General features: G+C 40.0%; 24 protein-coding genes, 3 pseudogenes and 1 riboswitch. Of the genes and pseudogenes, 2 read left to right on the forward strand and 25 right to left on the reverse strand.

Annotation, left to right across the window (positions count from 1 at the left end):
- Positions 1 to 38: 38 nt before the first annotated feature.
- The 9 genes from msrA to ACJROX_RS22935 all read right to left on the reverse strand — a co-directional run bounded on the left by msrA (position 39) and on the right by ACJROX_RS22935 (position 7,759).
- Positions 39 to 509 (reverse strand): peptide-methionine (S)-S-oxide reductase MsrA, encoded by a 471-nt coding sequence (gene msrA, locus ACJROX_RS22895; RefSeq protein WP_408007512.1) that lies wholly within the window; start codon positions 507 to 509, stop codon positions 39 to 41.
- Positions 510 to 623: 114 nt separating this feature from the next.
- Positions 624 to 745, reverse strand: a riboswitch (SAM riboswitch).
- A gap of 184 nt (positions 746 to 929) precedes the next feature.
- Positions 930 to 1,124 (reverse strand): small, acid-soluble spore protein, alpha/beta type, encoded by a 195-nt coding sequence (locus tag ACJROX_RS22900; protein ID WP_408007513.1) that lies wholly within the window; start codon positions 1,122 to 1,124, stop codon positions 930 to 932.
- Between the two features lie 810 nt (positions 1,125 to 1,934).
- Positions 1,935 to 2,402 carry a divergent PAP2 family protein gene (locus tag ACJROX_RS22905; protein ID WP_408007514.1) on the reverse strand — a complete coding sequence of 156 codons (468 nt, stop codon included), beginning with the start codon at positions 2,400 to 2,402 and terminating at the stop codon, positions 1,935 to 1,937.
- Between the two features lie 269 nt (positions 2,403 to 2,671).
- Positions 2,672 to 3,946 (reverse strand): M20/M25/M40 family metallo-hydrolase, encoded by a 1,275-nt coding sequence (locus ACJROX_RS22910; protein ID WP_408007515.1) that lies wholly within the window; start codon positions 3,944 to 3,946, stop codon positions 2,672 to 2,674.
- A gap of 357 nt (positions 3,947 to 4,303) precedes the next feature.
- Entirely contained in the window at positions 4,304 to 4,501 is a 198-nt protein-coding gene (locus ACJROX_RS22915) for a hypothetical protein (protein ID WP_408007516.1), read from the reverse strand.
- 168 nt (positions 4,502 to 4,669) lie between these two features.
- A complete protein-coding gene (locus ACJROX_RS22920; RefSeq protein WP_408007517.1) occupies positions 4,670 to 4,915 on the reverse strand; it encodes a hypothetical protein in 246 nt (81 codons plus the stop codon).
- Between the two features lie 448 nt (positions 4,916 to 5,363).
- On the reverse strand, positions 5,364 to 6,671 hold the full coding sequence (locus ACJROX_RS22925; RefSeq protein WP_408007518.1) for a S8 family peptidase: 1,308 nt from the start codon (positions 6,669 to 6,671) through the stop codon (positions 5,364 to 5,366).
- A 476-nt stretch (positions 6,672 to 7,147) separates the two neighbouring features.
- Positions 7,148 to 7,471 (reverse strand): DDE-type integrase/transposase/recombinase, encoded by a 324-nt coding sequence (locus ACJROX_RS22930; RefSeq protein WP_408007519.1) that lies wholly within the window; start codon positions 7,469 to 7,471, stop codon positions 7,148 to 7,150.
- Positions 7,472 to 7,585: 114 nt separating this feature from the next.
- A complete protein-coding gene (locus ACJROX_RS22935; protein ID WP_408007520.1) occupies positions 7,586 to 7,759 on the reverse strand; it encodes a helix-turn-helix domain-containing protein in 174 nt (57 codons plus the stop codon).
- 597 nt (positions 7,760 to 8,356) lie between these two features.
- On the opposite strand from ACJROX_RS22935, the gene ACJROX_RS22940 reads away from it, so the two are divergent.
- Entirely contained in the window at positions 8,357 to 8,605 is a 249-nt protein-coding gene (locus ACJROX_RS22940; RefSeq protein ID WP_408007521.1) for a DUF3231 family protein, read from the forward strand.
- Between the two features lies 1 nt (position 8,606).
- Positions 8,607 to 9,377 carry a DUF3231 family protein gene (locus ACJROX_RS22945; RefSeq protein ID WP_408011743.1) on the forward strand — a complete coding sequence of 257 codons (771 nt, stop codon included), beginning with the start codon at positions 8,607 to 8,609 and terminating at the stop codon, positions 9,375 to 9,377.
- Between the two features lie 784 nt (positions 9,378 to 10,161).
- Here ACJROX_RS22945 and ACJROX_RS22950 read toward each other — a convergent pair.
- The 16 genes and pseudogenes from ACJROX_RS22950 to ACJROX_RS23025 form a co-directional block, all read right to left on the reverse strand.
- Positions 10,162 to 10,392, reverse strand: coding sequence for a hypothetical protein (locus ACJROX_RS22950; RefSeq protein ID WP_408007522.1), 231 nt, complete (start codon positions 10,390 to 10,392; stop codon positions 10,162 to 10,164).
- A gap of 35 nt (positions 10,393 to 10,427) precedes the next feature.
- A pseudogene (locus ACJROX_RS22955) lies at positions 10,428 to 10,616 on the reverse strand (spore germination protein); the annotation flags it as partial.
- 136 nt (positions 10,617 to 10,752) lie between these two features.
- Positions 10,753 to 11,838 (reverse strand): endospore germination permease, encoded by a 1,086-nt coding sequence (locus tag ACJROX_RS22960; protein ID WP_408007523.1) that lies wholly within the window; start codon positions 11,836 to 11,838, stop codon positions 10,753 to 10,755.
- A 426-nt stretch (positions 11,839 to 12,264) separates the two neighbouring features.
- The gene (locus ACJROX_RS22965) at positions 12,265 to 12,534 is read right to left on the reverse strand and encodes a hypothetical protein (protein WP_408007524.1); all 270 of its coding nucleotides are present in this window, start codon (positions 12,532 to 12,534) and stop codon (positions 12,265 to 12,267) included.
- 503 nt (positions 12,535 to 13,037) lie between these two features.
- Positions 13,038 to 13,418 carry a VOC family protein gene (locus tag ACJROX_RS22970; protein ID WP_408011744.1) on the reverse strand — a complete coding sequence of 127 codons (381 nt, stop codon included), beginning with the start codon at positions 13,416 to 13,418 and terminating at the stop codon, positions 13,038 to 13,040.
- Between the two features lie 109 nt (positions 13,419 to 13,527).
- Positions 13,528 to 14,007, reverse strand: coding sequence for an SRPBCC domain-containing protein (locus tag ACJROX_RS22975; protein WP_408007526.1), 480 nt, complete (start codon positions 14,005 to 14,007; stop codon positions 13,528 to 13,530).
- The gene (locus ACJROX_RS22980; RefSeq protein WP_408007527.1) at positions 13,946 to 14,410 is read right to left on the reverse strand and encodes a DoxX family protein; all 465 of its coding nucleotides are present in this window, start codon (positions 14,408 to 14,410) and stop codon (positions 13,946 to 13,948) included. Before ACJROX_RS22980 ends, ACJROX_RS22975 begins: the two co-directional genes overlap by 62 nt.
- 62 nt (positions 14,411 to 14,472) lie before the next feature.
- Positions 14,473 to 14,787, reverse strand: coding sequence for an ArsR/SmtB family transcription factor (locus ACJROX_RS22985; RefSeq protein ID WP_408011745.1), 315 nt, complete (start codon positions 14,785 to 14,787; stop codon positions 14,473 to 14,475).
- Positions 14,788 to 15,092: 305 nt separating this feature from the next.
- Entirely contained in the window at positions 15,093 to 15,449 is a 357-nt protein-coding gene (locus ACJROX_RS22990) for a hypothetical protein (RefSeq protein ID WP_225068300.1), read from the reverse strand.
- Between the two features lie 1,570 nt (positions 15,450 to 17,019).
- On the reverse strand, positions 17,020 to 17,685 hold the full coding sequence (locus ACJROX_RS22995) for an AroM family protein (RefSeq protein ID WP_408007528.1): 666 nt from the start codon (positions 17,683 to 17,685) through the stop codon (positions 17,020 to 17,022).
- Positions 17,682 to 18,626, reverse strand: coding sequence for a DUF1177 domain-containing protein (locus ACJROX_RS23000; RefSeq protein WP_408007530.1), 945 nt, complete (start codon positions 18,624 to 18,626; stop codon positions 17,682 to 17,684). Before ACJROX_RS23000 ends, ACJROX_RS22995 begins: the two co-directional genes overlap by 4 nt.
- Positions 18,623 to 19,279 (reverse strand): aspartate/glutamate racemase family protein, encoded by a 657-nt coding sequence (locus tag ACJROX_RS23005; protein WP_408007531.1) that lies wholly within the window; start codon positions 19,277 to 19,279, stop codon positions 18,623 to 18,625. The genes ACJROX_RS23000 and ACJROX_RS23005 overlap by 4 nt, the downstream gene beginning before the upstream one ends.
- Before the next feature lie 67 nt (positions 19,280 to 19,346).
- Positions 19,347 to 20,802: pseudogene (locus ACJROX_RS23010) on the reverse strand (hydantoinase/oxoprolinase N-terminal domain-containing protein).
- A pseudogene (locus ACJROX_RS23015) lies at positions 20,799 to 21,891 on the reverse strand (DUF917 domain-containing protein). Before ACJROX_RS23015 ends, ACJROX_RS23010 begins: the two co-directional pseudogenes overlap by 4 nt.
- Positions 21,892 to 21,925: 34 nt before the next feature.
- Positions 21,926 to 23,251 carry a cytosine permease gene (locus tag ACJROX_RS23020; protein WP_408007532.1) on the reverse strand — a complete coding sequence of 442 codons (1,326 nt, stop codon included), beginning with the start codon at positions 23,249 to 23,251 and terminating at the stop codon, positions 21,926 to 21,928.
- 89 nt (positions 23,252 to 23,340) lie between these two features.
- Positions 23,341 to 24,990: an OPT/YSL family transporter gene (locus ACJROX_RS23025; RefSeq protein WP_408007533.1), complete on the reverse strand. Its 1,650-nt coding sequence runs from the start codon at positions 24,988 to 24,990 to the stop codon at positions 23,341 to 23,343.
- Between the last annotated feature and the right edge of the window lie 60 nt (positions 24,991 to 25,050).

The following is a 25,050-nucleotide window of genomic DNA, read 5'->3' on the forward strand; positions in this document are numbered from 1 at the left end:
TAAAACCAAGGAAAGGGTATTTGAGCTGGACACCATTACTACATGCCGCAAGCGACCGAACCATTCTTTTGTAAATACTTTTGATGATCCTCTTCTGCATCATAGAAGATCGAAGCTTCTTGGATTTCGGTTACAATCGGAAGCTTAAAGACAGCTTTTTCTTCCAATTCCTTGATTTTTTCTGCGGCTAGATATTGTTGATTTGCATCTGTATAAAAAATGACTGAACGATATTGATGACCAATATCCAGGCCCTGTCTATTTCGTGTGGTAGGGTCATGGACTTCAAAGAAAGTGTTGAGCAATTCGGAATAGGAGATCACGGCAGGATCATATTGGATCTTGACTGCCTCCGCATGGCCTGTTTCTCCAGTCTTCACATGCTCATATGTTGGATTCTCGACATGACCGCCTGTAAAACCTACACGTGTCGAGATAACCCCTTCAAATTTTTCAAAGAATGCTTCAACTCCCCAGAAGCATCCAGCTCCAAAAATAGCTGTTTTCACTTATCATCTTTCCTTTCATAATAACGAAACTTCTATCGAGAGCTTTTCGTATATGCACGAAAAAACCCTTTTCTTATCCAGTAAGAAAAGGGTTCGTAAATATCTTTAACGATCCTCTCATCTTCTAGGATGTTTGATCATCCTACAGGAATTGGCACCGTTCTCCTCAATCTATGGATTGATTCGATGGTTGCCGGGCATCAAAGGGCCAGTCCCTCCGCCTCTCTGGATAAGAAGTTTTCATTATTCATTTTAGTTTGATTATCATCTTACCACGTTTAAGCAACGAAGTAAAGAATGATTTATGATTAAACCATTTTACTTTAGTTTCCGTTGACTATAGTTTATGATATGACCTCGCATTTGGTGAATGGATTTTTCAAAGAGACCAAAAATTGGTCTCTTATTTAGAAAGCAATGTTATTGCTTCGGTTTATTGCTTAGTTGCTGTTCAGCCATTCCGACTAGACGTTTGGTCATCTGTCCGCCAACAGCACCATTTGCTCGTGAGGTAGTATTTGCACCAGGTTGAACACCCATCTCATTAGCAGTTTCTTGCTTCATCTGATTCAATGAATTCTCTGCATTAGGTACCAAAGGTTTATTTCTTGCCACGATACATCACTCCACACGGTTATTCGAGTAATGAAAAATTACTCAACTTTAATTTAACCTAAAGGATATGTTTTAATTAGATGAAATCTTTCCTAAATCTTTATATACTGGTAATCGATCAAAATGTTTTATCGTTTTTCAATCTCAATCGGTACAAAATCGGGGGCGTTTTTTTACTTTATAACAATTGCTTGTCCTCTTCACTACGATCTTTTTGAAAGGGGTAACACATATAATAGATGATAAGGAAGAAATTGATAATTATTTATTAGAAATCTGTGTTGATAAAAGAAAGGAGAGTTATAACACAGTTTCTTTTGGTATCATGTAGTTCTCTTTCCTTCAAATATCGGTTATAATAAAATCAGATAAGATGGAATACAGTATAAAAGACCGTAGGTGCTGGTAACACCAACGGTCATGCAATAGACGGTTCCCTGCAAGGGGATCGACTAAGGGTAGAATAATCCACCTGAGCCGACTAACTCAAGGGTGGATTATTTTTTATGATTAAACGACAGTACTACAACAATTAAAGTTGTAAACGCGCAAGTGAACATCAACGCTTCAAATACCGTCATGCAGCACCACCCCCTTCCGATTGGGAGTGTGCCGACCACCCTTGAGAAATCCTATTCTATTGCTGATTTATTATAACATAGAAAAGCGCTAACAATCAGTCGGTGTTCAAGAGACTAGATTTTTGCGATCATTTAAACTGAGACAAACCTTTTTTAATATTCACTTCCTTTTCGATACAACTAAGTGATGTCCAGTCCAACACCCTAAACGAACAAAAGTCCAGTCCTTTCACCTATTTTCACATTTAGCAGAAATATAACCTAAAATAGCTCCTAAAATTGCACCACCAAGAACCTCGATCGGTTGATGTCCTAACATCTCCTTCAGTTCCTTATCCCTTTGAACAAACTCAAAGCTCGGAAAATCACCTGAAAATGCAGCGAATTCATCCTCCAAATCGTTCACAAGTTGAGCAATTTCACCTGTGTGACGACGGATCCCTTGGGCATCATACATGACGAGCATACCAAAAATGGTTGCCAGTGCTGTTTCCGTGTGACGCGACCCTTTATTGGTTGCTATATAAGTAGCCAGTGATGATACGCCCGCTGAATGGGAGCTTGGCATCCCACCTGTCGTAACCACCTGTTTAATATCCCACTTACCCGTCAACCTCTTATGCGTCAGGATCTTCAGGCCTTGTGCAATTCCAATCGCCGAAAGCGCGGTCAATATCCCTCTGTTCATCTTCTGCATAAACTTAGGCCCTCCATTATAAAATCATCTTTGTTACAGAACTTGTCTCCTCTTATTTTCTTTCCTTAAATGGAGTTTTTATGCGACTGAACGAAAAGACGTTTTTTTAAGATCACCTGCGCAAAATGTTATGAAAATCTGTATCGATTAATACCGCTTAGTCTCACCTAATAATCAGCTTGAATGTATTTTATTGTTGGTGGCTATCGTTTCGTATTTATGATCCCTTTTCCAGAGAACTGAAAAATGGAGACAGTACTTAGTCTCCATCAATTCTTATTTTTTGTTAAAAGTGGCTCGCTTACATTTTCTACCCCGACCAAACCAAGTATGGTTAAAAAGATTTTTTGTACGCCATAAAAAGCGTCAGTCGGATCATAAAACTCACACAGGGTGTGGCAGCCGCCAAATACCCCTCCTCCACCAAGGGTAATCGCCGGGATTCCCAGACTGATGGGAACATTCGAGTCAGTACTGCTCGGCCCATCCAGAACGGGGGCAAATCCGAGTGCATCAGCAGACGCCAAAGCAGCCTGAACAATCATACTTTCCTCCGATTGGGTGCCAGCTGGCCTGTCGCCGACAAGTTTGATATCAACTTGTATCTCATTGGTTTCCCATCGCCTATTTTCGTCTTCAGCTGCACTTTTTAATACATCAACCACTTTTTCTTCTAACTCTGTCAATGTATCAGATGAAACCGAACGTAAATCAATCACCATACCAGCACTGGCTGCTATCGTATTGACGGATGTCCCACCATTTATTTTACCTACATTGAATGTTGTTTTCGGATTTTTCGGTGTTTCAAGTTCACTTATCCTTGAAATGGCTCTTCCCAATGCATGAATAGCACTAGGCTTTCCAAAATCTCCAAAACTATGGCCGCCAGGTCCTGTATAGGTAACACTATACCTGCGGCTCCCTGTTCCGAGGTAGGTGATGCGGTCTGGACTACCAGGCTCTATCGAAATAAAACCGTCGATTTCCCGGTTGTTTTCGAAAAATGCTTTGACTCCGTTTAGATCCCCTAATCCTTCTTCACCGACAGTAGCACCAAAAATGATATCTCCAGTTGTATGTATATCCGCTTCTCCAAATGCCCTTAGTAGAGTAAGGACGGAAGACAGCCCCCTACCATCATCGGCAATACCTGGTGCATGTATCCTGCCATCCTGTTCTTTCACCTTTACATCAGTATCCTTGGGAAATACGGTATCAAGGTGGGCGGAAACAACCAATTTTGGTCCATTCCCTATACCTGGCCTGATTCCAAACACGTTGCCATGATTGTCAACTTCTACATTTTGAAGTTCGTATTCGATCAACCTCTTTTTATAATCCAAACCACGTTCTAGCTCTTGAAACGTCGGGGCAGGAATTTCTGTAATTGCGATCTGCTCAAGGGTCGTATATTCGTTATCCCTTTCAAGAAAATCAAGCCCTGCTTTTATTTTCAGATCCTTTGTCAAAACTTCATAAACGGTTTTTGTCTGTTTTGAAATTAATTTTAAACCATTACCGGTAACCATACGATTCCCCATTTTTCTTTCCCCCGATCGGTAGATTTTTCTAACGACTCTCCAATTTAAGTATATTATAGCAGAATACAAGATGGTTCCTTTTTTGAAAACGACTATAATACCATGAATTCCCAAATAACCTCCCACAATCTCTCGATCTGGCTAAAGACAAAATAAACCACCCGTGTTGTTAGCGGGTGATTTTTATTTATGTTGTATTTAAGCGTTGATCAGATTAGTAGGGATTATTAACATTTAATTGAGGGTTTTGCAAAATGAGTCTTTGAGGATCATATTCAAAAAAATTTAAACAGGACGTCGGGTTAGGATATTCAAGCATTCGTATACAATTATAAACATGGCATTTACTACGGTAATTCACTGTTCTTCTTTCGATTCCAGAAAAGAATCGATTGATTCATCTAATAACCTTTCCCGATTTGGGTCTTCATTGACATCTGTATCTACTTCCATTTCTTCTTTAAATATGCCGTATGTATCCTCTGCTTTATTTAATCGATTAACCTGATTATTATATGTGGCTCGTTTAGTCTGTTTGTTTTTTTGATGTGTCATATTTTCTCCTTCTTTAACAGGTATTTTAATTTAGTATGGACGATTGACTCAAAAGAATCCAATACGATTTTAAAAGGTTTATCATTTAAGTTCGAATTTCACTTTATTATTTTTGATTAATTTTTCGTATGATAGGATTTTTTCTTTGCTCTCCATCCGCTCTTATTTTCACTCGTTAAGATAGTCCATACACACTTCTTTTAATCCTTCCAATTTGGTAATAAGTCCATCAATATCATACGTATGTATTGTATCAACCACAACGTTATCTTCTTCAGTCATTGAATGTATGTGTATTTCCATAGATCCATCCCATCTGACATTGGCATCGAATGTGCCATCCTCATCCTGCAATTCTAATCCAATAATCTTCTCTTCCCCATTCAAATGCTTTGATTTGATGACCCACTTCATTTTTTACCCCACCTTAGATAATTAAGAGTTTATTTTTATTTTATCCCTTTTTACAGATGGCCATTATTAATTCGTGGAATTCTTTCAGAAACCCAGCAGTGTACTCGTTACTCTGCCAATCTTCGTCTTTGCCCCAATGTGGCGCTGGAATAGAACTGAACCACCCAATGAATGACCGATGGGAATCACTTCACCGTCAAACGTAGCGAGTTCATTTTCAAGCTTAACTTTTAAAAAATAAGTGTGCAAATAGAGATATAAGTCACAGAAAAAAGCGAAACCCTTTTTCTTCTCAAGGATTTCGCTTATGTTTAATAAATTAACAAAATAAACAGGTTAAGCATACGGAAACCATTCTTGTTTTGAATGACAAGGAATTCAAAAGTCATTTCTACACGTTTGTCATTCAAACGGTTAGACAAACGATAACCTCTATTATCAAAAAGAATTAATGTACTGATTTAGCACCAATCAGCGCTTCTTGGTACCTAGGATAACTTTTTGCCATTTCTACCGCAGCTTTCGCTTGAATGTAACCTGGTTGAACACCAGACAAGGGCTGTGCTGTCGTCACCAAAATACTTTTCACATCATTAGGACTGAGATAGGGGTTGGCTTCCAACATTAGTGCAACGACTCCAGCGGTAATTGGAGTGGCCATGGACGTCCCGGACAGGCGAATATAATATTCCCCCACGAGTTGTTCGGGTAATTCCTTCTCTAGGGGGGAACCCGGCACGGTAAGAGAAGTGATATCGGTCCCTGGCGAATAAATATCGGGCTTCATCCTTAAATCAATTGTCGGTCCTCGGCTGGAATACCGAGCAACCTCATCATCCTCACGTGTAAGCGTATTCTCGTCATCCATAGCTCCAACGGTGATAATGAGCGGATCAATACCAGGCGTACTAATGGTAAATGGATAAGGCCCACTGTTTCCAGCTGCCGCACAAACAGTAATCCCATTATGCCAAGCTTTTTCAACAGCTTGTGCCAAAGGATCATCCCGATACGATTCAAAGGCCGGTGCACCCAAAGACATGGAGATCACTCGAATATTCAAATCGTCCTTTTGTTGTATACACCAGCTGATTGCTTCGATAATGGTCGATAACTGTCCACTTCCGTCTTTATCCAAAACCTTCACACCAACCAATGAGGCTTCCGAAGCGGGTCCAATAAAACGGCCTTCCGAACGATTACCGTTACCCGCTGCATCACCTGAACAATGAGTACCGTGCCCCTGATCATCGTAAGGCTCTTCTTGATTGTTTATAAAATCTTTAAAAGCAATAATTCGATTATTCGGTTTGGTTAAATCATCGTGGGGATAAATCCCGGTATCAATAACAGCAATCGTTACCCCTTTCCCGGTGTACCCTAGATTCTTTTGTACATCTACTGCCCCAATTTCCCTCGTAGCCACGTCAAGCAACGCAGTAACCTTACGGTCGTAGAAGATGCGATTCACTGCATCGTAATCTTTGATTTGACGAATCATTTCTGGATGGAGATGCCCGTGTACAGCACCGATGATGTCCAGTTGACCTTCTATCGAACTGTGGGGGTCTTTCTGACAGGTTTGCAATAGGTGGTTCTTGTGTTCATCCTTAATATTATCCTGGAGAGAAACAATCACTGGGATCAGCGTTTGATCAATAGGATCTGTCTTACGTAGTCGCCTTAGTTCCTCAACTAAACCCGGGTCTAGTACCCCGCCTGCTTCTTCGAACCATACTCGTTTTCCTTGACTCATGTCGCAAAGACCTCCTTGAATCTTTTAGAGGGAACTTGATAAACATTCTGAGAAAAAGGAAAAATAGGATTGGGCGCTTCATAAAGGAAATGGTATACTACACTAATAGATACAAGCCCCTCTTGATCAAGCATAGCGGATTTCAAATATACGAACAATAGTTCGAAATTATCATTTTTATCGAAACACCTATTCTTTGTTTTGAATTGAACACTTCGGAATGTCATAAGGTTCTTCAGGAAATTCATGAAATTAAAAATACTGGCGTATCTAAAGACGTTGAAGAATTTGCATGTCTTGTGGTAAATAAACTAATGAAAAAAGGTTTAATATAATCAATATTGTTTTCTTTTTTAATTGTATCGGATATAATAAAGATAGTTGACATATATTAAAAAAGACCGTTGGTGCTGGTAACACCGACGGTCATGCTATAGCAGGTTCCCTCAAAGGGGGATCAGCAGATATAACGGACACTAAAACCGCCAGAGCCAGCTAAAACTCAAGGGCGGTTTTAGTTTTTTTATATTATCAAACATTACCTTTTCGGTTACGCCCCCGAAGTATTCAAAAGCATTCGTCAGGCAGTGTAATAGGTGTTCTCGATTTTGTCTTTCGGCGAAACAAGCATAACTCATTCGTGAGTAGGAAAGAGTAGCGACAAAGATCATTAGTGGTATGACTTCACCGTCAATCTGGTAATGGCCAGCTTCTTTCCAATCGACTTGCATCCGTTCTCCAGGTTCGGTTTCATACAGTCGGGTATGACTTTCTTTAAATGCCTTACGATATGGCTGCACAAACTCTTTTAATATCGTACTGCCACCTGAATAACCTCTTTGTTTAATCTCCTGAATGAGCTTTTCACAATTGAAAACATAGTCTTCTTGAATTCGCTTTTAAGCAGGTAATCTTTATATGGATCTAACTTCGATTCTCTTTTTGAACGTTTCTGTACATGATTTTTCTCTCTCACATAAAGCTTTCACGGTATACCTATGTATCCCCAACTTCTTCGCGATATCTGATTGAGACATACCTCGTTCCAATAATTCTTTCACTTTTAGTCGCTCTCCCTCCAACTTCATAAATCAAATCTCCTCCTCTTAGGATTCAATCTAATTATGAAGTTTGTCGAAATTGAAGGTGACGATTTTGTATATTTTTAGCCGGCTATATTGTCCATTTTAAATGTGACTCTATCAAAGTACGGATGAGATTGTGAAAAATTATACTTAAGCTAACGAAGCAGTAAAGTTAAATAAATAATTTAACAAAAAAACAGCAGAAGAAAAATCCCGCTGCTATTTGCGAGATTTCAAAAGGGTAATCATTACCCATTTCAATATAATGGCTGCATACATAATTAAGGAAAAAAAGAATTCCATTGAATATATTGATAAATATTTAACCAACGAAATACAATTTCAATCACAAATGCTAAAAATGCTCCTTTTATCACATTAGCGATAAAAAATGATTTCCAACAAGTTGAGAAAAATTGATAAAGCAACATATAAATAACTGGTAATATGATATAAGTTGATGATGTAAAGAATGGTGATGATATAGAGCTGGTTGGGTATGCAGTTAATAAATTTTATTCTTTTTTTTAAAAAAAAGGTTAATTAATGTATCAGATGGGATACTAAGCCTAAAAGTATTTTAAAGGAGGATTCATAAATTTGAAACCTCAGGAAAAACCAACAAATATAGAACTGACATGTACCGAAATCGGTGGTCTTTGGGGCGTTTTTATTCAAGAGAGTATGAGCGTTTGTTTCCTTACATATTTTTTGCACCATCTTCAAGATAAAGAAACCATACCGCTAACAAAAGAAGCATTGAAAATATCTCAAGGGCGATTAGACAAAATAAAAAGTATCTTTCTTAAAGAAAATTTCCCGATTCCCGCAGCTTTTTTCAGAAGGTGATATCAATTTATCTTCACCTCCATTATTTCATGATGGATTTACCCTGAGTTTTATTTACATGATGAATCGGTTGAACATGATTAATTTTAGTTATACAGCCTCCAACAACGTTCGACTTGATGTACTTGATTTTTTTAACGAATGTATTCATACATCTACAGAGATGTTTGGTAAAGCAGTCAAAATGATGTTGTCAAAAGGTATTTATGACCGTCCACCTAAAATAGAATACCCAAAGGAAATCGAGTTTGTTCAAAAAAAATCGTTTGTTTCAGGTATAATCGGTAAAAAGCGTCCGTTGAATGCAATTGAATTATCAGAGATATTCTTTAACATTGAGCGAAATTACTTCTCAGTTCTAATTATGCAGGGATTTGCTCAAGTAATAAAGGACAAGAAACTGAAAAATCACGTTATTAGAGGAAAAACTATCAGTGAAAAACAAATCTCATTTTTCAACAATTTATTAATGGAAGAAGACCTTCTCGGTACGGTGACAGTGAGTATGGAAGTAACTGACTCTACTGTATCACCATTTTCAGATAAACTTATCTTGTCTATGATAAATGTATTGAATTCTGTAGACATAAACTTAATTTCACACGCCTTATCAGTGTCCATGAGAACAGACCTTACAGCTCAATATAGTAAAATTATTACAGAGGTAATGGTGTACGCGAAAGACACATTTGATTTAGTAGTTGAAAAAAAATGGCTAGAACAGCCTCCGCTTGCCACAAATAGGAAAAAGTTGATAAACACAGAGAAATAAAGCTAACTACATTAAGAAACAAAAAGATCTTTCGGCGAAGATCCTTTTTCAGTACCAATCTTGTTTAACAATCGGGCGAGAGCTGAAGATCAAAATTCTTCAGCTTTTCCTTTAATCAAATAAATCTTAGGAGACTTCAATATGGTAAAAATAGTATTATGGTCTTTCTTTATAATTCCCTGGATCTCCTTATTCGTTTTACATAAATTAAATAAAGATGCTGTTCGTAGATACATGCCTTTGCCTTGCTTGCAACGGTTATAAACACAATCATATATCAAATTGCTTGGACATATGATTGGTGGAAGTATAAAGAAACCCTTTTTGCATGGCAGAGCTATAAATCATTAATTAAATATAAGGTATTAAATCCATTATAGAGTTCAATTAATATATATTTTCTTCTTTGTAATTAAAATCGACTCCTATTCCAAAACCTTTAATTCCCATGTTTATTGCTAATTATACATCTACTGTTGAGTCACCAATCATAAAGGACTCCTCCAAATTAATTTCAGGATATTTATGAATTACTTGTGATCATTCCAATTTTGGGCTTGAAACAAGTACATCCTTCATCTTTACCATGTGGACAATAAAAGACATCAAGCAGTTCAATACCTTGACGAGTTAACTCACATTTAAATTGATTATTTATATCATGGTATTGGTCAATCGTAATGTATCCTTCGTTAATAATGTATTGATTGGCCCCATTCGTAAAATACGTTAAGGACTATCCCTAATTATAGTCTTGGTTTTGTCACGGTTGCTGATTCTACCCCTACTTCAATAGACTCATTATTAAATCACTCAGCGGCTTGTAAATTGTTGCTATCCAATCGAGAGGATTTGGAATATTTAAATCTAAACTCTCTGCAATACTTAACCCGACCCCAAAAAGAAGCAGCAGGGAAAACACCCATAATTCCTTCTTCTGTTTTTTCTTCCAAAGTGGTGGCACTTCTAGAACAATGATCAAAATTGCTACGAGAAGTATTCCCGCAATCACCATATCGAATTACCCCTTTAATTTTTCTAGGAAGGAATTCCAACAATCGAAACCCCTTGCCCAATCGTTCTTGGAATTTGAACACCAGCTTCCCGCAAAATTTCAAAAGTGACTTCCATCATGAGCGCTTCAATGAAGGCGGGAAAGGGAACCCCTTCTCGCTGAGCAGCCAGGTTAATGAGCAACGAAGTCGGCAATATTTCTTAATGAAACGTCGTGATGGCGATGTTAGGAAGTAAAGGCAACGTTAACATCTTGATGTTTGTTGTAGCTCCCGGGACCTACTCATCTGAAAGAAAGAGGAGACTGGTAAGGAAGAGTAAAGAGGAAATAATCACTACTTTCACTGAGGGAGCATTTTTTCTAAATTATTTTCCGTAATTTAGCCACTGCTATCAATAATAAAGGTAAAAATAAACCGTAACTGAAGGTAAACGCCCACCATATGGATAAAAGAAAGTCACCAATATACGTTATATTCGGCGCTATTATAAGGGCAAGGACATATACAATGACAGCTAAAGGAAATGTCAACACTTTATAATCTTTTATTTTTAAAATTTGTCCAAAGCCTGCTGCTGCCGCATAAAAACAGATTGTCAGTTTGAAATAAACCGTCAAAATCCATATAAAAGCTAAAACAGCTTCTACTCGTTGGAAAAAATCACCTATGTTTATTTTTCTGGCTAATACATAAGTTGGATAAATGTTGTTTGATGTTAAATGAGTTCCAAAGACTAAAATACTTAAAAGTATAACGATAAGTAGAAAACTACTTCCAATGATCATTCCGATAACATAGCCTTTTTTGATTCTCTTTACCTGATTGACATAAGGTAAAACCATTAAAAGAATAACCGACTCCAAATAAAAGCCAATAAGCGGGAGAGAACCGCCCAGTACGGGTTTCACGCCGTCCTCTAATATAGGCTGGATATTCTCAGGCTTAATTTCACGGGAAACCGATATAACCAAAATCAAAAAAAGCAGGATAACTATCGGAAAATAAATTTCCGCTGCACGAGCTAATGGTTCCAGCCCGATTTTTATTCCGATAATGACAATACTTAAAAAAAGAATAAGAATGGCATTAATTGGAGTTTCCGGCATGATTTGAGTCGTCATGAAATCCCCCAAGTCCCAAAGGATACCCCCTGAATCAATTAAAAAGAAAAAAACAAATAGAACCCCAATGATTTTTCCAACCCATAAACCAAAAACTTTCTCACCAATGGAAATAATATTCATGGAAGGAAATCGCTTCCCAAGAAAGCTGTATAAAGTAACTAAAAAGATTCCAAAGAAACCTGCAAATATCGCTGAGAGCCAAGCATCCTGCTTCCCTAGAGACGTAACATATGAAGGAACGAATATTATCGTATCTCCGATCACAAATAAAGTGACTAAACATGTAAATTGCCGGAGGCTTATCTTATTGTCATCAATCATTAATATCATCTTTTCTTTGTTAGAAAATAATAGTTAATATCTTTTATTTCCTTCAGTTGGCAGTAATATTCCCAGGACTCTGACCTTTGTTTAACACTTTAATGCAAGGAAGGCCTCTTCATTGTTAACATAACTGCAGTTTTTGGAAAATAAAACCCCATGATCTGTCAGTCATGACGCATGCAGGAGTATTGACGGGATGGTTTCGGGAAACATGGTTCTGTCATACCCATCCTCCGTTGTACAGTTAGGATTGATCATGAATAACCCTCTGTATTTCACGCTTTTAAAAAAAGCTTATAACAGAACTTGTTGAGCGGCGCCCGATTGTTGAATATTGAACATCGTTTTTAGACTGTCTGTATAGCTTATTGCAGCAAAGCCCCATAATCTTGAGTAAACAAACAGCTTTATTAAGATCATCCGTTATTTGCAATAATCAAAATAACTCATAATCTTTCCTTCTTTCTGTTTTTGGTATTCCTTCTCCCATTTGTCTTCGCCAAGGTGTAGTTTTATTAATATATTGGTACCATCAGTTTTCTTATAAATTAAATAACCTGCAATATCACTACTATATTTTGTATTAGTTTCCCCTCCAAAAATATAAAGTTTTCTTTGGGTTATACTCTGGCCTTCAAAATAACTCAATAGAGATTCTAAATGTTTGTCTTTCTTTCCTATCACTAATTGCATTTTAAGTAAGTCATTTACTTCGTATTCTTGAGCATTTTTTTCTTCTAATATCCTAAGTTCAGGAAAGCTCTTCTTAATATCTTTAAATACTTCAGGTTCAAGTTTTTTTCTTTTACATTCATCATCAAAATTTGTTTTAGGATGTACAGTTTTCGTTTCAGCAATGTTATTAACTATTAAATTAATAATGAAGGTTTTTGGTCAAAAGTAAAGTGGTGTTTTATTCAACCTCTTACTCAATTAAATGGCCCTAAACATGAAGAAAGAGCACAATTCTTGTTTCAGAATTGCGCCCGATTGCGGAAAATCGTTTTACTGTATGTTGGCTGTACTTTTATTCCTGAAAAGCCCCCGTTTGTTCAATAAGAAATAAGAGGCTTAATATTAATTTAGGAGGATAGAAAAATAATATATAGGATTAGTTTAACTTTATTACTATAAATCCAAAACACCGTCCAACAATGAACGGTGTATGAATTACTTTGTTATTTTTTCATTGTGGTTTACTTTTTTTCCATGACTGCAAAGTAATTTTCTTCATTATCGGCAAAGTTAAATACCCTACCAGAAGGCATATTTACAATTTCACCGACTTTGATATTTTTATTAGATAAATCGGTATATAATTCATCAAAGTTTCCCGAGAAAAACATTAACGAAGGTGTACCAAGATTTAATCCAGGTGACATTTTAGCAACAAATTCCTTATTGTGCAGAATGATGCTTGTTTCTGTGTCCTTTGTTGGAGCCATTTCAATCCATCTCATTCCTTGACCGTTATCTTCATCAGAAATTACGCTAAACCCTACTTTTTTTGTCCAAAAATTCACTGCCTCATCTTGGTTATTTACATACAACATAATTTGACCGACTTTACTAATCATTGATTTTTCCACTCCCTTGTATAAGTAATTGCCAAACTCCATGCTCCTAATCATTACTATAGATACTGGTTTCTTTACTGAACCGGCCTGCCGTACGCGTGGTATTTCCTTACTTCAGGTGCTGAAGAACTTCTTCCAGGCGGTCCCAAGTTTCGGTGATTCCTTGCATCATGCCCATGTCAGTGACGGTCTTGAGGGTCTCTGCCGACGCATATTCAGCACGGTTGATCAGCTTCGTCTTGCCGCCGCCTAAATCGATGAATTCCAATGTAACATCAGACGATGGCATGGCATCATTCGTATTGCCTTCGGCATCCGAGAAGAAATCGACGTAGATGATCTTTTCAGGCTCGATAATCTCCTTATAAACCCCTTTTTCCCAAGATTCCATACCGAAAAATTCACCTTGGTTTTGATCGACGCACTTCATGCAGTAGTGCCAAACGCCGCCCGACCGAAAATCCACGTTGCATACAGGAAGCTCCCAGCCTCTGGGCCCCCACCAGCGTTTGAGATGCTCGGGGTCTTTAAACATATTGAACACGAGGTCGCGCGTAAACGGCATTTCGTTTTTTATGGTAAAAAACATAGGACCCTGCAATCAAAATGTACCCAATAATGAAAAATTCCCAAGGATCGCCCACTGCTATAATTGAGTACATGGCACCCGTCAAATCGATGACAAATCCGGCATAAGCCCATTCCTTAATTCGCGGAAAGCCAGGCATCAGAATCGCTATTACACCTAACAATTTGGCAACGCCAATAAAGGGAAGAAGGTATGCAGGGTACCCTAAATGTTTGAATAAAGCAACTGCTTCAGGGGCAGACATTATATCAGGAATAGAACCTAAAAGCATTAATGCTATCAAAAGCCCCGTAAAAAACCAGTATCCGATTGTTATTTTCTTCAGAGATACCTTATTTCCTTCATTGGTTTGGTCATTTCTAATGAGTTTCCGATCTTCTACAGACGTCAAAAGGTTTTCCATGATCTCATTCCTCCAATATCGTTTTTTTAATCTTTGGCAGGACTCCTACTTATCGTCATGGTTCAATCCTTTCTTTGTAGGTCCTGCAGGTAATCGTCAAGGCGGTCAAATCTCTCGTTCCAAATGTTGCGGTAGGACTCTAACCAAGAATCAAGCTCTTTGAACGGCTCGGCCCTCAGCTTGTAGATCCGTCGATTGGCGATTGCATTTACCTCGACGAGTCCTGCATTACTAAGTACACGAAGATGTTTGGAAGCTTGAGGCTGGTTTAGCCCAAGTCGGTCAGCAATTTCCCCTACAGTGAGAGGGCCGTCACGCAAGAGTTCTACAATGTGTAGCCGGTTGGGCTCAGCAAGAGCATTCAAAGTTGTTTTCATGAATTTAATATACCTTAAAAGGAATATTCCTGTCAAGGAATATTAAAAATATTTTTTAGCAACGGTTTTCTGATGCTCGATAAAAAAGGATAGAGGACATTAACACCAGGAATTAATGGTTCTAATGTCCTCTAATAAAAAAAGATTTTATTATTTCCGCTAAGGTTTAAATGTAGAGATTACAGATATCTTGGGGTTATCCGTTATTCAAGAATATGGCCCTATACATGAAGAAAGAGCGCAATTCACTACTTCAGAATCGCGTCCGCTTCAGGAATAACTTGCATGCTGGGTTTATTTAATTCCTATTTTCGTGGATTGACTCTAAGGATCGTTCCACAGGGATCCGAAATCCAGTAACCCTCTGAGTTCTCGTGTACCTCCACTTCGTCTCTTCTATTAATGTGATTCTTATGTAAATACTCTGCTGCTATCTTCACATTGTCTGTCTGAATCTCCAGCCATACATCTTGTTGAGAATAATTTTCCATACAATCCAACCACAGTGTGGCGTCACCAAACTGAAAGGCATGTGATTCAGACATGAAGCCTAAATATGGTAGCTTTATCACTTCCTTATAAAAATGCACCGTCTCGCTGTATTTGAATTTAGGAATCTTTAGAGCAATGTTATTTCCACCTTTGAATTCTCCCCTTGTCATTTCCAAACAGACTACCTCCTTTATTTTTATCTTTACTATACCATCTGCTACTTTTTTCCGTTTCTTCCAGATTGCTTTTTTTCTTGTCGATCTTCATACAGATAGGTAAGGGTTTGAAGTTATCGCTCCCTTTTCCCCCTGTTCACACCGTATAGGAAACTTTCGAATCATACGGCGTTCCAACTAATCCAATTCAATCTAACCATAACACTTTTGAGATCGAGACTATCTCCCTGTGTTTCAATTCTTCCGTTTCAATAAGTCGGTGCCTCCCTTGGGAGGTGACCCTCTTTTAGTCTTACGAGAACCTTATTAACCGATAAAGATTTGCCCTACATGATTAAATGATTCTTCATTAGGTCTAGTGGCTATCCCTCCATGTTGATTAGACACTTCATTGGTACTGTGCCACCACTTTCACTGATACAAAGATAAGTTATACAATAGCTATTTCCACTATTGGTTTCCTTGTCACCGTTTCTTAGGGAGTAAGCCCTCCACGTTATCAGCTTACAACGTTGAATTATATCTATTATGGAATAAACTTAGGTGCCTCCTGTAGGCCTGTTAGCCATTCATATGCCTGTAACATATCATGGATTTTCATAATTGTTATTCTTACTCATCCACAGCTAACTTCACATTAGGTGATATACACATTTCTATGTATTGCCAGTTTAGACCCGTACATTCGGAAGTTCGTCAGGTTAACCTTTTACTTTAGGTTCTTTTGCATTCTCACCCTATTCATTCAACTCAAGCTTCATGATTTACACCACCCCTGCGGGTAGGCTTTCGTCAGCCGAACCTGTTTCGGTAAATTCTTACACCTTTTTGCCGAGCTTATAACTTTTTCATTCTTACTAAATCAAGTGCTATTCGACTAAGAGAGAGCCCTTTAGGACGTTACTCCTTCATTTGACTCTTCGATATAATCCTTCAGTTCCAATGGAACTGTCTAACCTTTACCTGAGAGATGTGACCATCCTCAATTTAAGCTAGAAACATTTCGCACAACAATCTGGCCCGTTCGTATTATAAGGTCAATCAGATTTCTTTTCTGGTTGGCCATTTTTAATGGTTTAATGAGAGTAGCCGGGGTAGGACAATCTGGCCCGTGGGACTTGATCCCGTCCGCAATACTGTCCGCCCCCTATTTGTAGAAACATGTTTGAGGCTGGTTGGGACTTGGATCCCGTATAACAAGCGAAGCTATGACACTGCAAGATAGTTAGGGGCTGCCGGTGAAAACAACATAAAGAAGTCGTGATAACCAATGGATCCAGTGATTGGCCTGGATGTCGCAAAAGGAAACAGCCAAGTTCAAGCCTTTTTACAGAAGAAATTAATGTTTTGTTTCTGCACTTCAGTAAACGTAAAATGCACTTTAAATATCTTTTTATTTATTTAGAGCCTAATAAATAGCTAATAAGGCTCTTAATTTTTTACTCGTTGGATTTATAAATTGTTCCATTTAAATGTCCAAGGTCATTTTCTAGCTTTTTGTACTGCCTAATGATTAGAATACAGTTTAAGACATTTATACATTTGTTTTCTACTCAATCATTTACTACGAAAGCTCATCCGCTACTTTTGCAATGATACTTCTAGGCAGAACCACCGGCAAATTACTCGTGTTTCTTACTATAGCTTTCTGTTGCTGCGTATATCCCATGCAATCCAACACAATAAGATCCACTCCCCTTTCCTTCAATCGCTTAGAGGGTAATTCAAAATCCTCAGAGCCATATGGGGAAACGGCAGCATATTCGATCCCTAACGAGGCGCCTTCCCATTTTTTCCGTAAGTATCCCTCTTGTTCTGATAAAGGGCCCAACACACCTAGGGTTCCGTTTGTTAATAGGTTCTTGATCAATCCGTTCATCAGTTTATCCGGGAAAAATATCAACTTTTCATGAGAAAACGTTGGAAATTTTCCGGTACATGCTAGAATCGTAGAGGACACCCCTGATCGTTCCAGATTATGGATTTTTTCCTGAATATAGGGAAGCAAGCGACGTTTAGATAACGTACAGGAAGTCCCATCTTTTAACCGTGTAATATAGGTCGCTTCATTACGGCTCGGTTGTAATCCTCGTAATTCGCTTTGCGTCAGCGCATCGATTGCTCCCATTTCTACAAGTTCCGATTCTTCTCCTAGAAAACAGTTTATTTCAGGAGTCAAATCTATCCGCGGTGTCTGTCCAATTGTCAATAGGCCGATTTTCCGCTTCATTGGGATACTTTGCTCCCCAGGGTCTGAAATTTCATCATGGATCCGTACAGGGATGTCAACGTTTCAAACTCATCCTCATCATAAAAACTCGTTACCCCATTGGTGAATTCTTTTGCAACTTCAATCGAGTATCGCGATGCCATAGCAATGTCCGTTTCATGGCTCGCGCCTGTCCCGCATCCGGGAACAATAGATTCCGCTGTAATCGCGAGACCAACTACAGGAGCAGATGTAGCAGCCACGGGTTGTAGAATACTATTGATATGATACAAACCATTTCCATAAGGCGTGATATCCTGCATGGTGATTGGATAGGTGACTGGTAATCTTCCTGTTGTCATTTCCATCAATCGGAGGAGATCCTCACTCACTCTTAGTATATAACCTTCCTTTATTGTCGGAGAAATCGCAATTCCTTTGTGGTTGATGATCCGGTTTCCTTTGGTCGTATCAATGGAAAGGATCGCATCCATTTCCGGTAGGACCTCATACTCATTCAACGTGGACATGTCAACAGGGGAACCCATGAATTCCACCGGTTCATGGGGAATCGTCGGTGCAAAGGGACAGATTTGGGTGGTGATGATGACATCCCCTTCGAGTCGATCGCTCCTTTCACTCATTTCGGCTAATTTCAGCGCAGCCGATAAAGCAGCCACGGCGCCATCCGCATCTGAAACTATACCGATCCGTTTTGGTCTAGCCCCGATTCCTCCCAGCCTACCGATGATTCCAAATGTAGGTGCATCCCCATTAACCAGCTTCCCGTTCGTACCTTTTATGCTTATTCGGACGAAATCGATAGAACCTTCCGCTCCCTTTACGGTCGAATAGGATGCTTTCACCAATGCAAAATCCTTGAATAATGTTACTACTTCGTTACCTGTTATCTGGGTGCAGTCAAGCAGATCACTAATCGTGATTGTTTGTTTTAACGTCATACTCGTCCCTCCTGTGATAACAATGACAAACTGGCTATCCCCTGCGCCTCTACTAAATCGATGATGGGTACTTTAAAACATTTCCTTGCTTCCGCTGCCAATTCGATCGTCGAAAAACCTGTACATGCGAACAGAATGGCTTTTGCCCCTTTATCGAGCAGTTTCTGAATGGATTGGCATGCGCGTTGAACGGAATTAGATTGGAAGAGATCATTCGTACGAGTAACTCCTTCAATACTTTCGTATCCAACCAAATGACGGCCGACTATGTTTTTAATGGAAATAGGTGCTTCCTTTGTAATCCCGATAATGCCGACATTTTTGGAAAACATAAGAGCGTTGAAGGCTCCTGTTGAACCTGCACCGATGACAGGTACAGATACAGCCTTTCTTACTTCCGCTAATCCAGGATCTGCCGCACAGCTGATAGCAATGACCGATACTTTATCCTTTTCTACCAAATGTCGAGCAAGCTGGATAATCTTCGGGATTGCAGTTTTCTCCGTTTCATCATCATGAATGCCATTTGGCTGATCAGGTATACAGGCTGAAATTGTTTTGATTTGAAATTTATCCTCAATCTGTTTCCCGTGTTCATGTAAAAGGATAGGATCCGTTGTGGTCAACACCCTGATAATTCCTAACGTACTCACATCACAGCCCCTTTCATCAAACAAATGGAAAAGTTTCCTGATCTTTGACATGTCTGATTCGTATGTCTTATACAACAACCTGTTTTTTCAAGCTGCCCGCTGCTTTCACTCTTATCCTTGTTGCATTTCCAGGAAGGTAGGCGAGCGGTACATCTTCCATATCGACGATGGCGATATCTTCTTGATCTGCCCCTGCCTTAATTGCTTCTTCAATCGCTATACGTTTTGCAAGCTCTAAAGTCTTTTCACGGCCAAGTTCATCAAGGGAAAAGACTCGCTCCACTTGTCCGCTCACCTGGGCAATGGCAGCACCGATCGCATTCGCAACACCGAAGCTTTCCGGCTTGATGACATGTGATGCACCTTTCAGATGATCGGGTAACAGAATGCTTCCTCCACCTACGACTATGACAGGTACGGGTTCAGAGCTCGTTTTCATTTTGTCAATCGCAATCTCAACATGTTCTATGATCTTTGCATATATGTTTTCTAACAACTCAAGGTCAAGATGAGATACTTTTGACGGGTCACCGATATGTGCTTTCCCTAATGCAACCACCACATCTGTGGTTGTCACAGTATCGCCACCGAAAATAAGCGCTTTTTCCGTAAGCCGGTATCCGACACTGTCTGGACCGACTGTAAAGTCGCCATTTTCTCCCACCCGGATGATCGTGCCACCGCCTAAACCGATCGATACCAAGTCTGGCATCCGGAAATTGGTCCGTGCCCCGCCGATTTCAACCGCAAGCGACGATTCTCTTGGAAAAGAACCAATTAAAACCCCGACATCCGTTGTTGTACCACCGACATCGACAACGAGTGCATCTGAATGACCCGTTAAAAAGGAGGCACCTCTAAGACTGTTCGTAGGTCCGCAAGCAATCGTCAATATCGGATAACGGATCGCATAATCGACCGCCATCAACGTTCCATCGTTTTGCGAGTAATCCTACGCTCCCTATTTCACTTGACAAAGAAAGGGGTACATCATCACCTAGGACTTCTTTCAAAATTTCTGCCGCTCGTGTTTCATGATCCTTCGATACCGATGAAAAAACAGATGTAATCGCGACAGAGTCAACCGACCCTTTAATTTTATGTGCAATTTTGTACAGTTCGGTTTCATCGAGATCGACGATTTCCCTACCGTCAAATTCATGTCCACCCCGGATAATATAGGTATGTTTTCCTAAAATAGACCGGAGATCTTCAGGAACACCAATCAGCGGTTTTACTGCAAGTGTTGCAGGTGCACCAATCCTGATCGCTGCAATCGAATTTAGTCGTTTTCGTTCAACAATAGCGTTCGTACAATGAGTCGTCCCTAACATTGCGTATTTAATTTTTTCAGGCTCGACCTTGGATTTTGAAAGCACTTCCCTCATCGCTTTAAATATTCCGGAACTGACATCCTCGGTCGTAGGGGATTTCGTATCTACGACCACCTTGTAATCTTCATCCAAAATCACGGCATCCGTATGTGTTCCTCCAACATCAATCCCGATTCTGTATAGACTCATTTGGCTTCAACCCCTTTTCTAACTAATTCTTCCACAGGTGTGTAATCTATGTCATAGCCGAAATAAGCGGGTCCACATGTTTCAATCCCTTTTTCGGTCCGCCATTTCGGGTTACATGGGATGCCGATCACCACACAGCGCGATCCGTAACGAAGTCCTTCTGTCGTAATCGGAAGGCCTGTCTCAGAATCCAACACCGCAATCAGATCCGGTGTTATGCAGATAGGGCGATCATTGGTCATAGCAAGCAAATGCTCATTTTGAAACCGCAGTTCAAGTGTTTGGCCACTATAGGTATCAAAACCTTCGATTATCGCCGTCCCTCTCGCAAATCCTGTTTCCGTTTTCCGATTCACATCGATGACTTTGCCTCTAAACAACTGGAACCCCCCCGGTAAGTTTGAGGACTTCCTCGATTGCGTTGAGATTCTCTTGTTTTGCAATACGTATAGATCGGCCGATCTCCTCTTCAAGCTTCAAAATGTTATGGATACCACTTTCTTTAATGTTCTTGCCTGTCATCGGATAAATCGCCATCATAACGGAGCCGCCTTTTTGGATGGTAGCGTTCCTTGCAATCCGTTCCGCCCAAACATTGTCAATCGTATTGAGTAAAGAGCTGTTCCCTTTTTCATCCGCAATAACCATTGGTGTTGCTGAAATACCGTCGAGATAGAAAGTTACCATTTGCAATTCTGGGAATGCCCTTCCCATCCCGTCTACATCTACAACAGGAAGATCAAGTCTCGCAGCTAGCGCGAGTGGTAACAGCGAATTGATACCACCAGCTTCGATCGGCATCGTGGCGAAGATTTTTTTCCCTAAATAGTTTTCAAGGGATTTGAAGGCACCGATAGCTTCTTCACCATTCGGTGCTTTTTCAATCATGACAGTCGGTGCCCCCATCATCCCTGAAGGGACGACCAATGCATCATCTGAAACCTCATCGATAGATAATAAGCGGATAGGACCGAATTCTTCAATTGCCTGTAATGCCATGAGTTTCCCTATATAAGGATCGCCTCCGGTTCCAAGCAACGCTGCACCGACTGCGATGTCTTCGATTTCTTGTTTTCCTATTAATCTCATCCCGATTCCCTCCATAAACAGTTAAGATAATTTTTTATGCTATTTTTGTTTTCTTCTCGGAACTGTTGTTTGTATTGAATACTTTCACTAAAATCACTTGTAAGACGAATGCAACAATGAAAGCATCTAATCCTGAAGCATTTGTAAATGTAAAGAGTCCAAAACCATTGGGCTGGGGTGTTGTCATAAACGCAAACAATGCGGATATCGCCCACGTCGAAACCCCGATTGGATTGACGTTTTGCATCTTATCCAAATTCTGAAACTGATACTTTTTCTTATCGAGCAGATAATCCGCGACATAGAGACCCCCTATTGGCGGAATAAACGCACTTAGAAACGTCAAAAACGGAATAAAGTTATCGTAAATCCCTGCGATTGCCATGATGGTCCCGACTGTACCCGCAATAATCGTAAGCTGGTATTTTGGCATCTTTTTGAAAATGACAGAAAATCCTAGTGCAGCCGAATAAAGGTTGTTATCATTGGTTGTCCATTGAGCAAGTATCAAAATCAACATTGCGAATGTGCCCCATCCGATGCCAAGCATGATTTGGACAATGTCGACTTCGCTTGTCGCCTTGGCAAGCAATGCTGCAATGATCAACACTGCACTGAAGCCAATTAAAAAACCGGAAAAAGAAGCGAACACAGCATCTTTTGGACTTTTTGCATATCTTGAAATATCCGGTCCGATCACGGCACCAATCGCCAGTGAACCAATGACAAGTGAAATGGCAATCCCTAGAGGCAATGGTTCTCCAAACAAAGGTGCATTTGAGATTTCTTCAAAGTCACGGCCTTCAAGTACTTTCCATAAGGACGCGAGGAGCAATAAGGACATGAGTGGTACAGCTAAAATGCTTAACTTTTCAATCGCCTGATAACCGAACACCGCTGTAGAGGTCATCATTATACCCCCTAGAATAACGAGGAACGTTACATTTACTTCTAGGCCAAATGTGTTTTTCAATACATTTTGAAAACTTGAGCCAAACAGCGCTAATTGTACGCCAAACCAACCGAATAAAGCGATTGCTATAACAACCGAAACGGCGTAGGACCCAAATTTTCCTAGTGCAAACCTGGAAACAAGTCCAGTAGAAAGACCAGTTTTCGCTCCAACCATACTGCAAAAGGCGCTGACAACTGCTAGTACGAAAGAACCGATTAATGCAGCCAGGATTGCCTGGGACAAGGTCAATCCGCCACCTAGCGTTCCGCCTAGCACCGTTGCTGAAAGTGCGATAGCAATTCCCAGCCATACCAACGATAAATGCAACCAACCTTTTCTCATATGTTTAGGTACCGGTTCTCTTTCAAAATCATTCTCTTTCTTCCTGTCGAATCGATCCGCCATTATTATCGACACCCCAATCTCTATCAGATCTGTCTAATACTATGGTTTCGTTAACAAATCAACAAATATCTTTTTCTATGAACCACCGGTTATTTTGCCTTGAACACCGAATTAAAGAATGAAAACAAGGCATCCCCGGCAATGAAACCCGCAGCAGTCGTATACATTGCAGACTCAGCTTTTTTGCCGAATACCTTCAATATCGACGCTCGAATCGCAATACCAACAAGTACAGCCCAACCCGCAATCGGGAAATTGATCAATAAACCTGTTGCCCCTAATACACCCATTTGCCGCTTAGGACCTCCGATCAATTGTAGAATTGCGCCTGGGATCGCCCATATCAACAGGCTTTTCGCAATATCGGTTGAGACTCCGGCTTCAATTGTGGCTACATATACCCGATCGACTGGTGGAACGAGATCCTGTTGGAAATAATAATTGAACGTTAGTAATACGACGATAGAGGCAATCACAAAGCCAAACATTCCAACTTTGAATTGCTGTTTACGACCGAACAGTTCCGCCTCCCGGTCTTTCCCATTACCTCGTAGAATATATCCAGTCTTAAAGTCATATGCCATATCTGCGAAAGCAGGACCGGTAGCAGCACTGAACCCAACTAATAAAGCCAGTGCGACAGGAGGGAATCCGGCCAAGATACCAACCACCAATGTGATCAACGCAACGGCGAATGCGGGAAACCATCCAGAATGCATTGCTGCTACACCGACGATGATTTCATGGATGAAAGCAGCAAATGCGGCAAACAACAAATAAGCAATGAACATTCCGAACGACATGTCCGTTAGTACTCCACCCAATACGGCAAGTACGAGGGCAACACCTAAATAAGCCAGAAATCCGTAACCGAACGCTTTGGACATATCCTTCTCTGAACGGGTATACGTTTCATCCGATTCGGGAGCCCCGTCAATTTCATCTTGCATATGTTGGGCTGCCGCAGCTACCTCCGCAGGCGGTGTCGGCGGATTGTTCTTTTTGCGTCCTTTTATGACAATATAGATCATCTGGAATAATGCGACGAGCCCTGCTCCCACCATGAATCCATGTGGGATATAAAGCGCATCGATATTGATGCCGAAAAGTGGTTCGGTATAACCACGAACCAACAACCCGATACCAAACATGGTTAAGGCTACGATATTACCGATGAATGCGACACCGAATGCCGACATCGGAACACCTAACCATGCGCCGAAAATACCTCCGGCTATACCTGCTCCAAGTAATCCAGCTTTCTTACCACCTTCATCTCCAGCTTTAATTGATTCTGCTGTTGCAATCCCTGGGGGCCAGACACCAGAAGCGGGAAAGATTTTCGAATCAAAAAACCGGTAAAGTAAAACTGCGTCTACCACTAAGGCAAGGAACGCACCGATGAACATAGGAATGATCAAATCTGGTCTTCCGAGCAGAAAAGGAATTCCAATCGGAATTAAAAGACTGTTCGCTGCACCGAATGTTGCTGCTGAGATCGAAGTCTGGAGCAGATTTTGGGTATGGATCGATTTGAATTTGAAAAATAACGTAATGGGGATACGTGCGATTATGATAGCAAGTAAGGCACCAATGATCGATGTATTTGCAGATATACCCAGTGAAGTGATGAGCTGTACACCAATAACAGCCCCGAATATCGATACTACCAGGATCGTGATCAAAAAGATTGGAGAAAATAAGGACGGAGTTTCTTTTTCCAACTGCTCTTTCTTCATCGACTCACCTCTTTAATGGATTGATTGAAACATTTTTAAACGCTGAAAGAGAACGTGGAT

Source organism: Pseudalkalibacillus sp. A8 (genome assembly GCF_045920555.1).
Lineage (GTDB): Bacteria > Bacillota > Bacilli > Bacillales > Fictibacillaceae > Pseudalkalibacillus.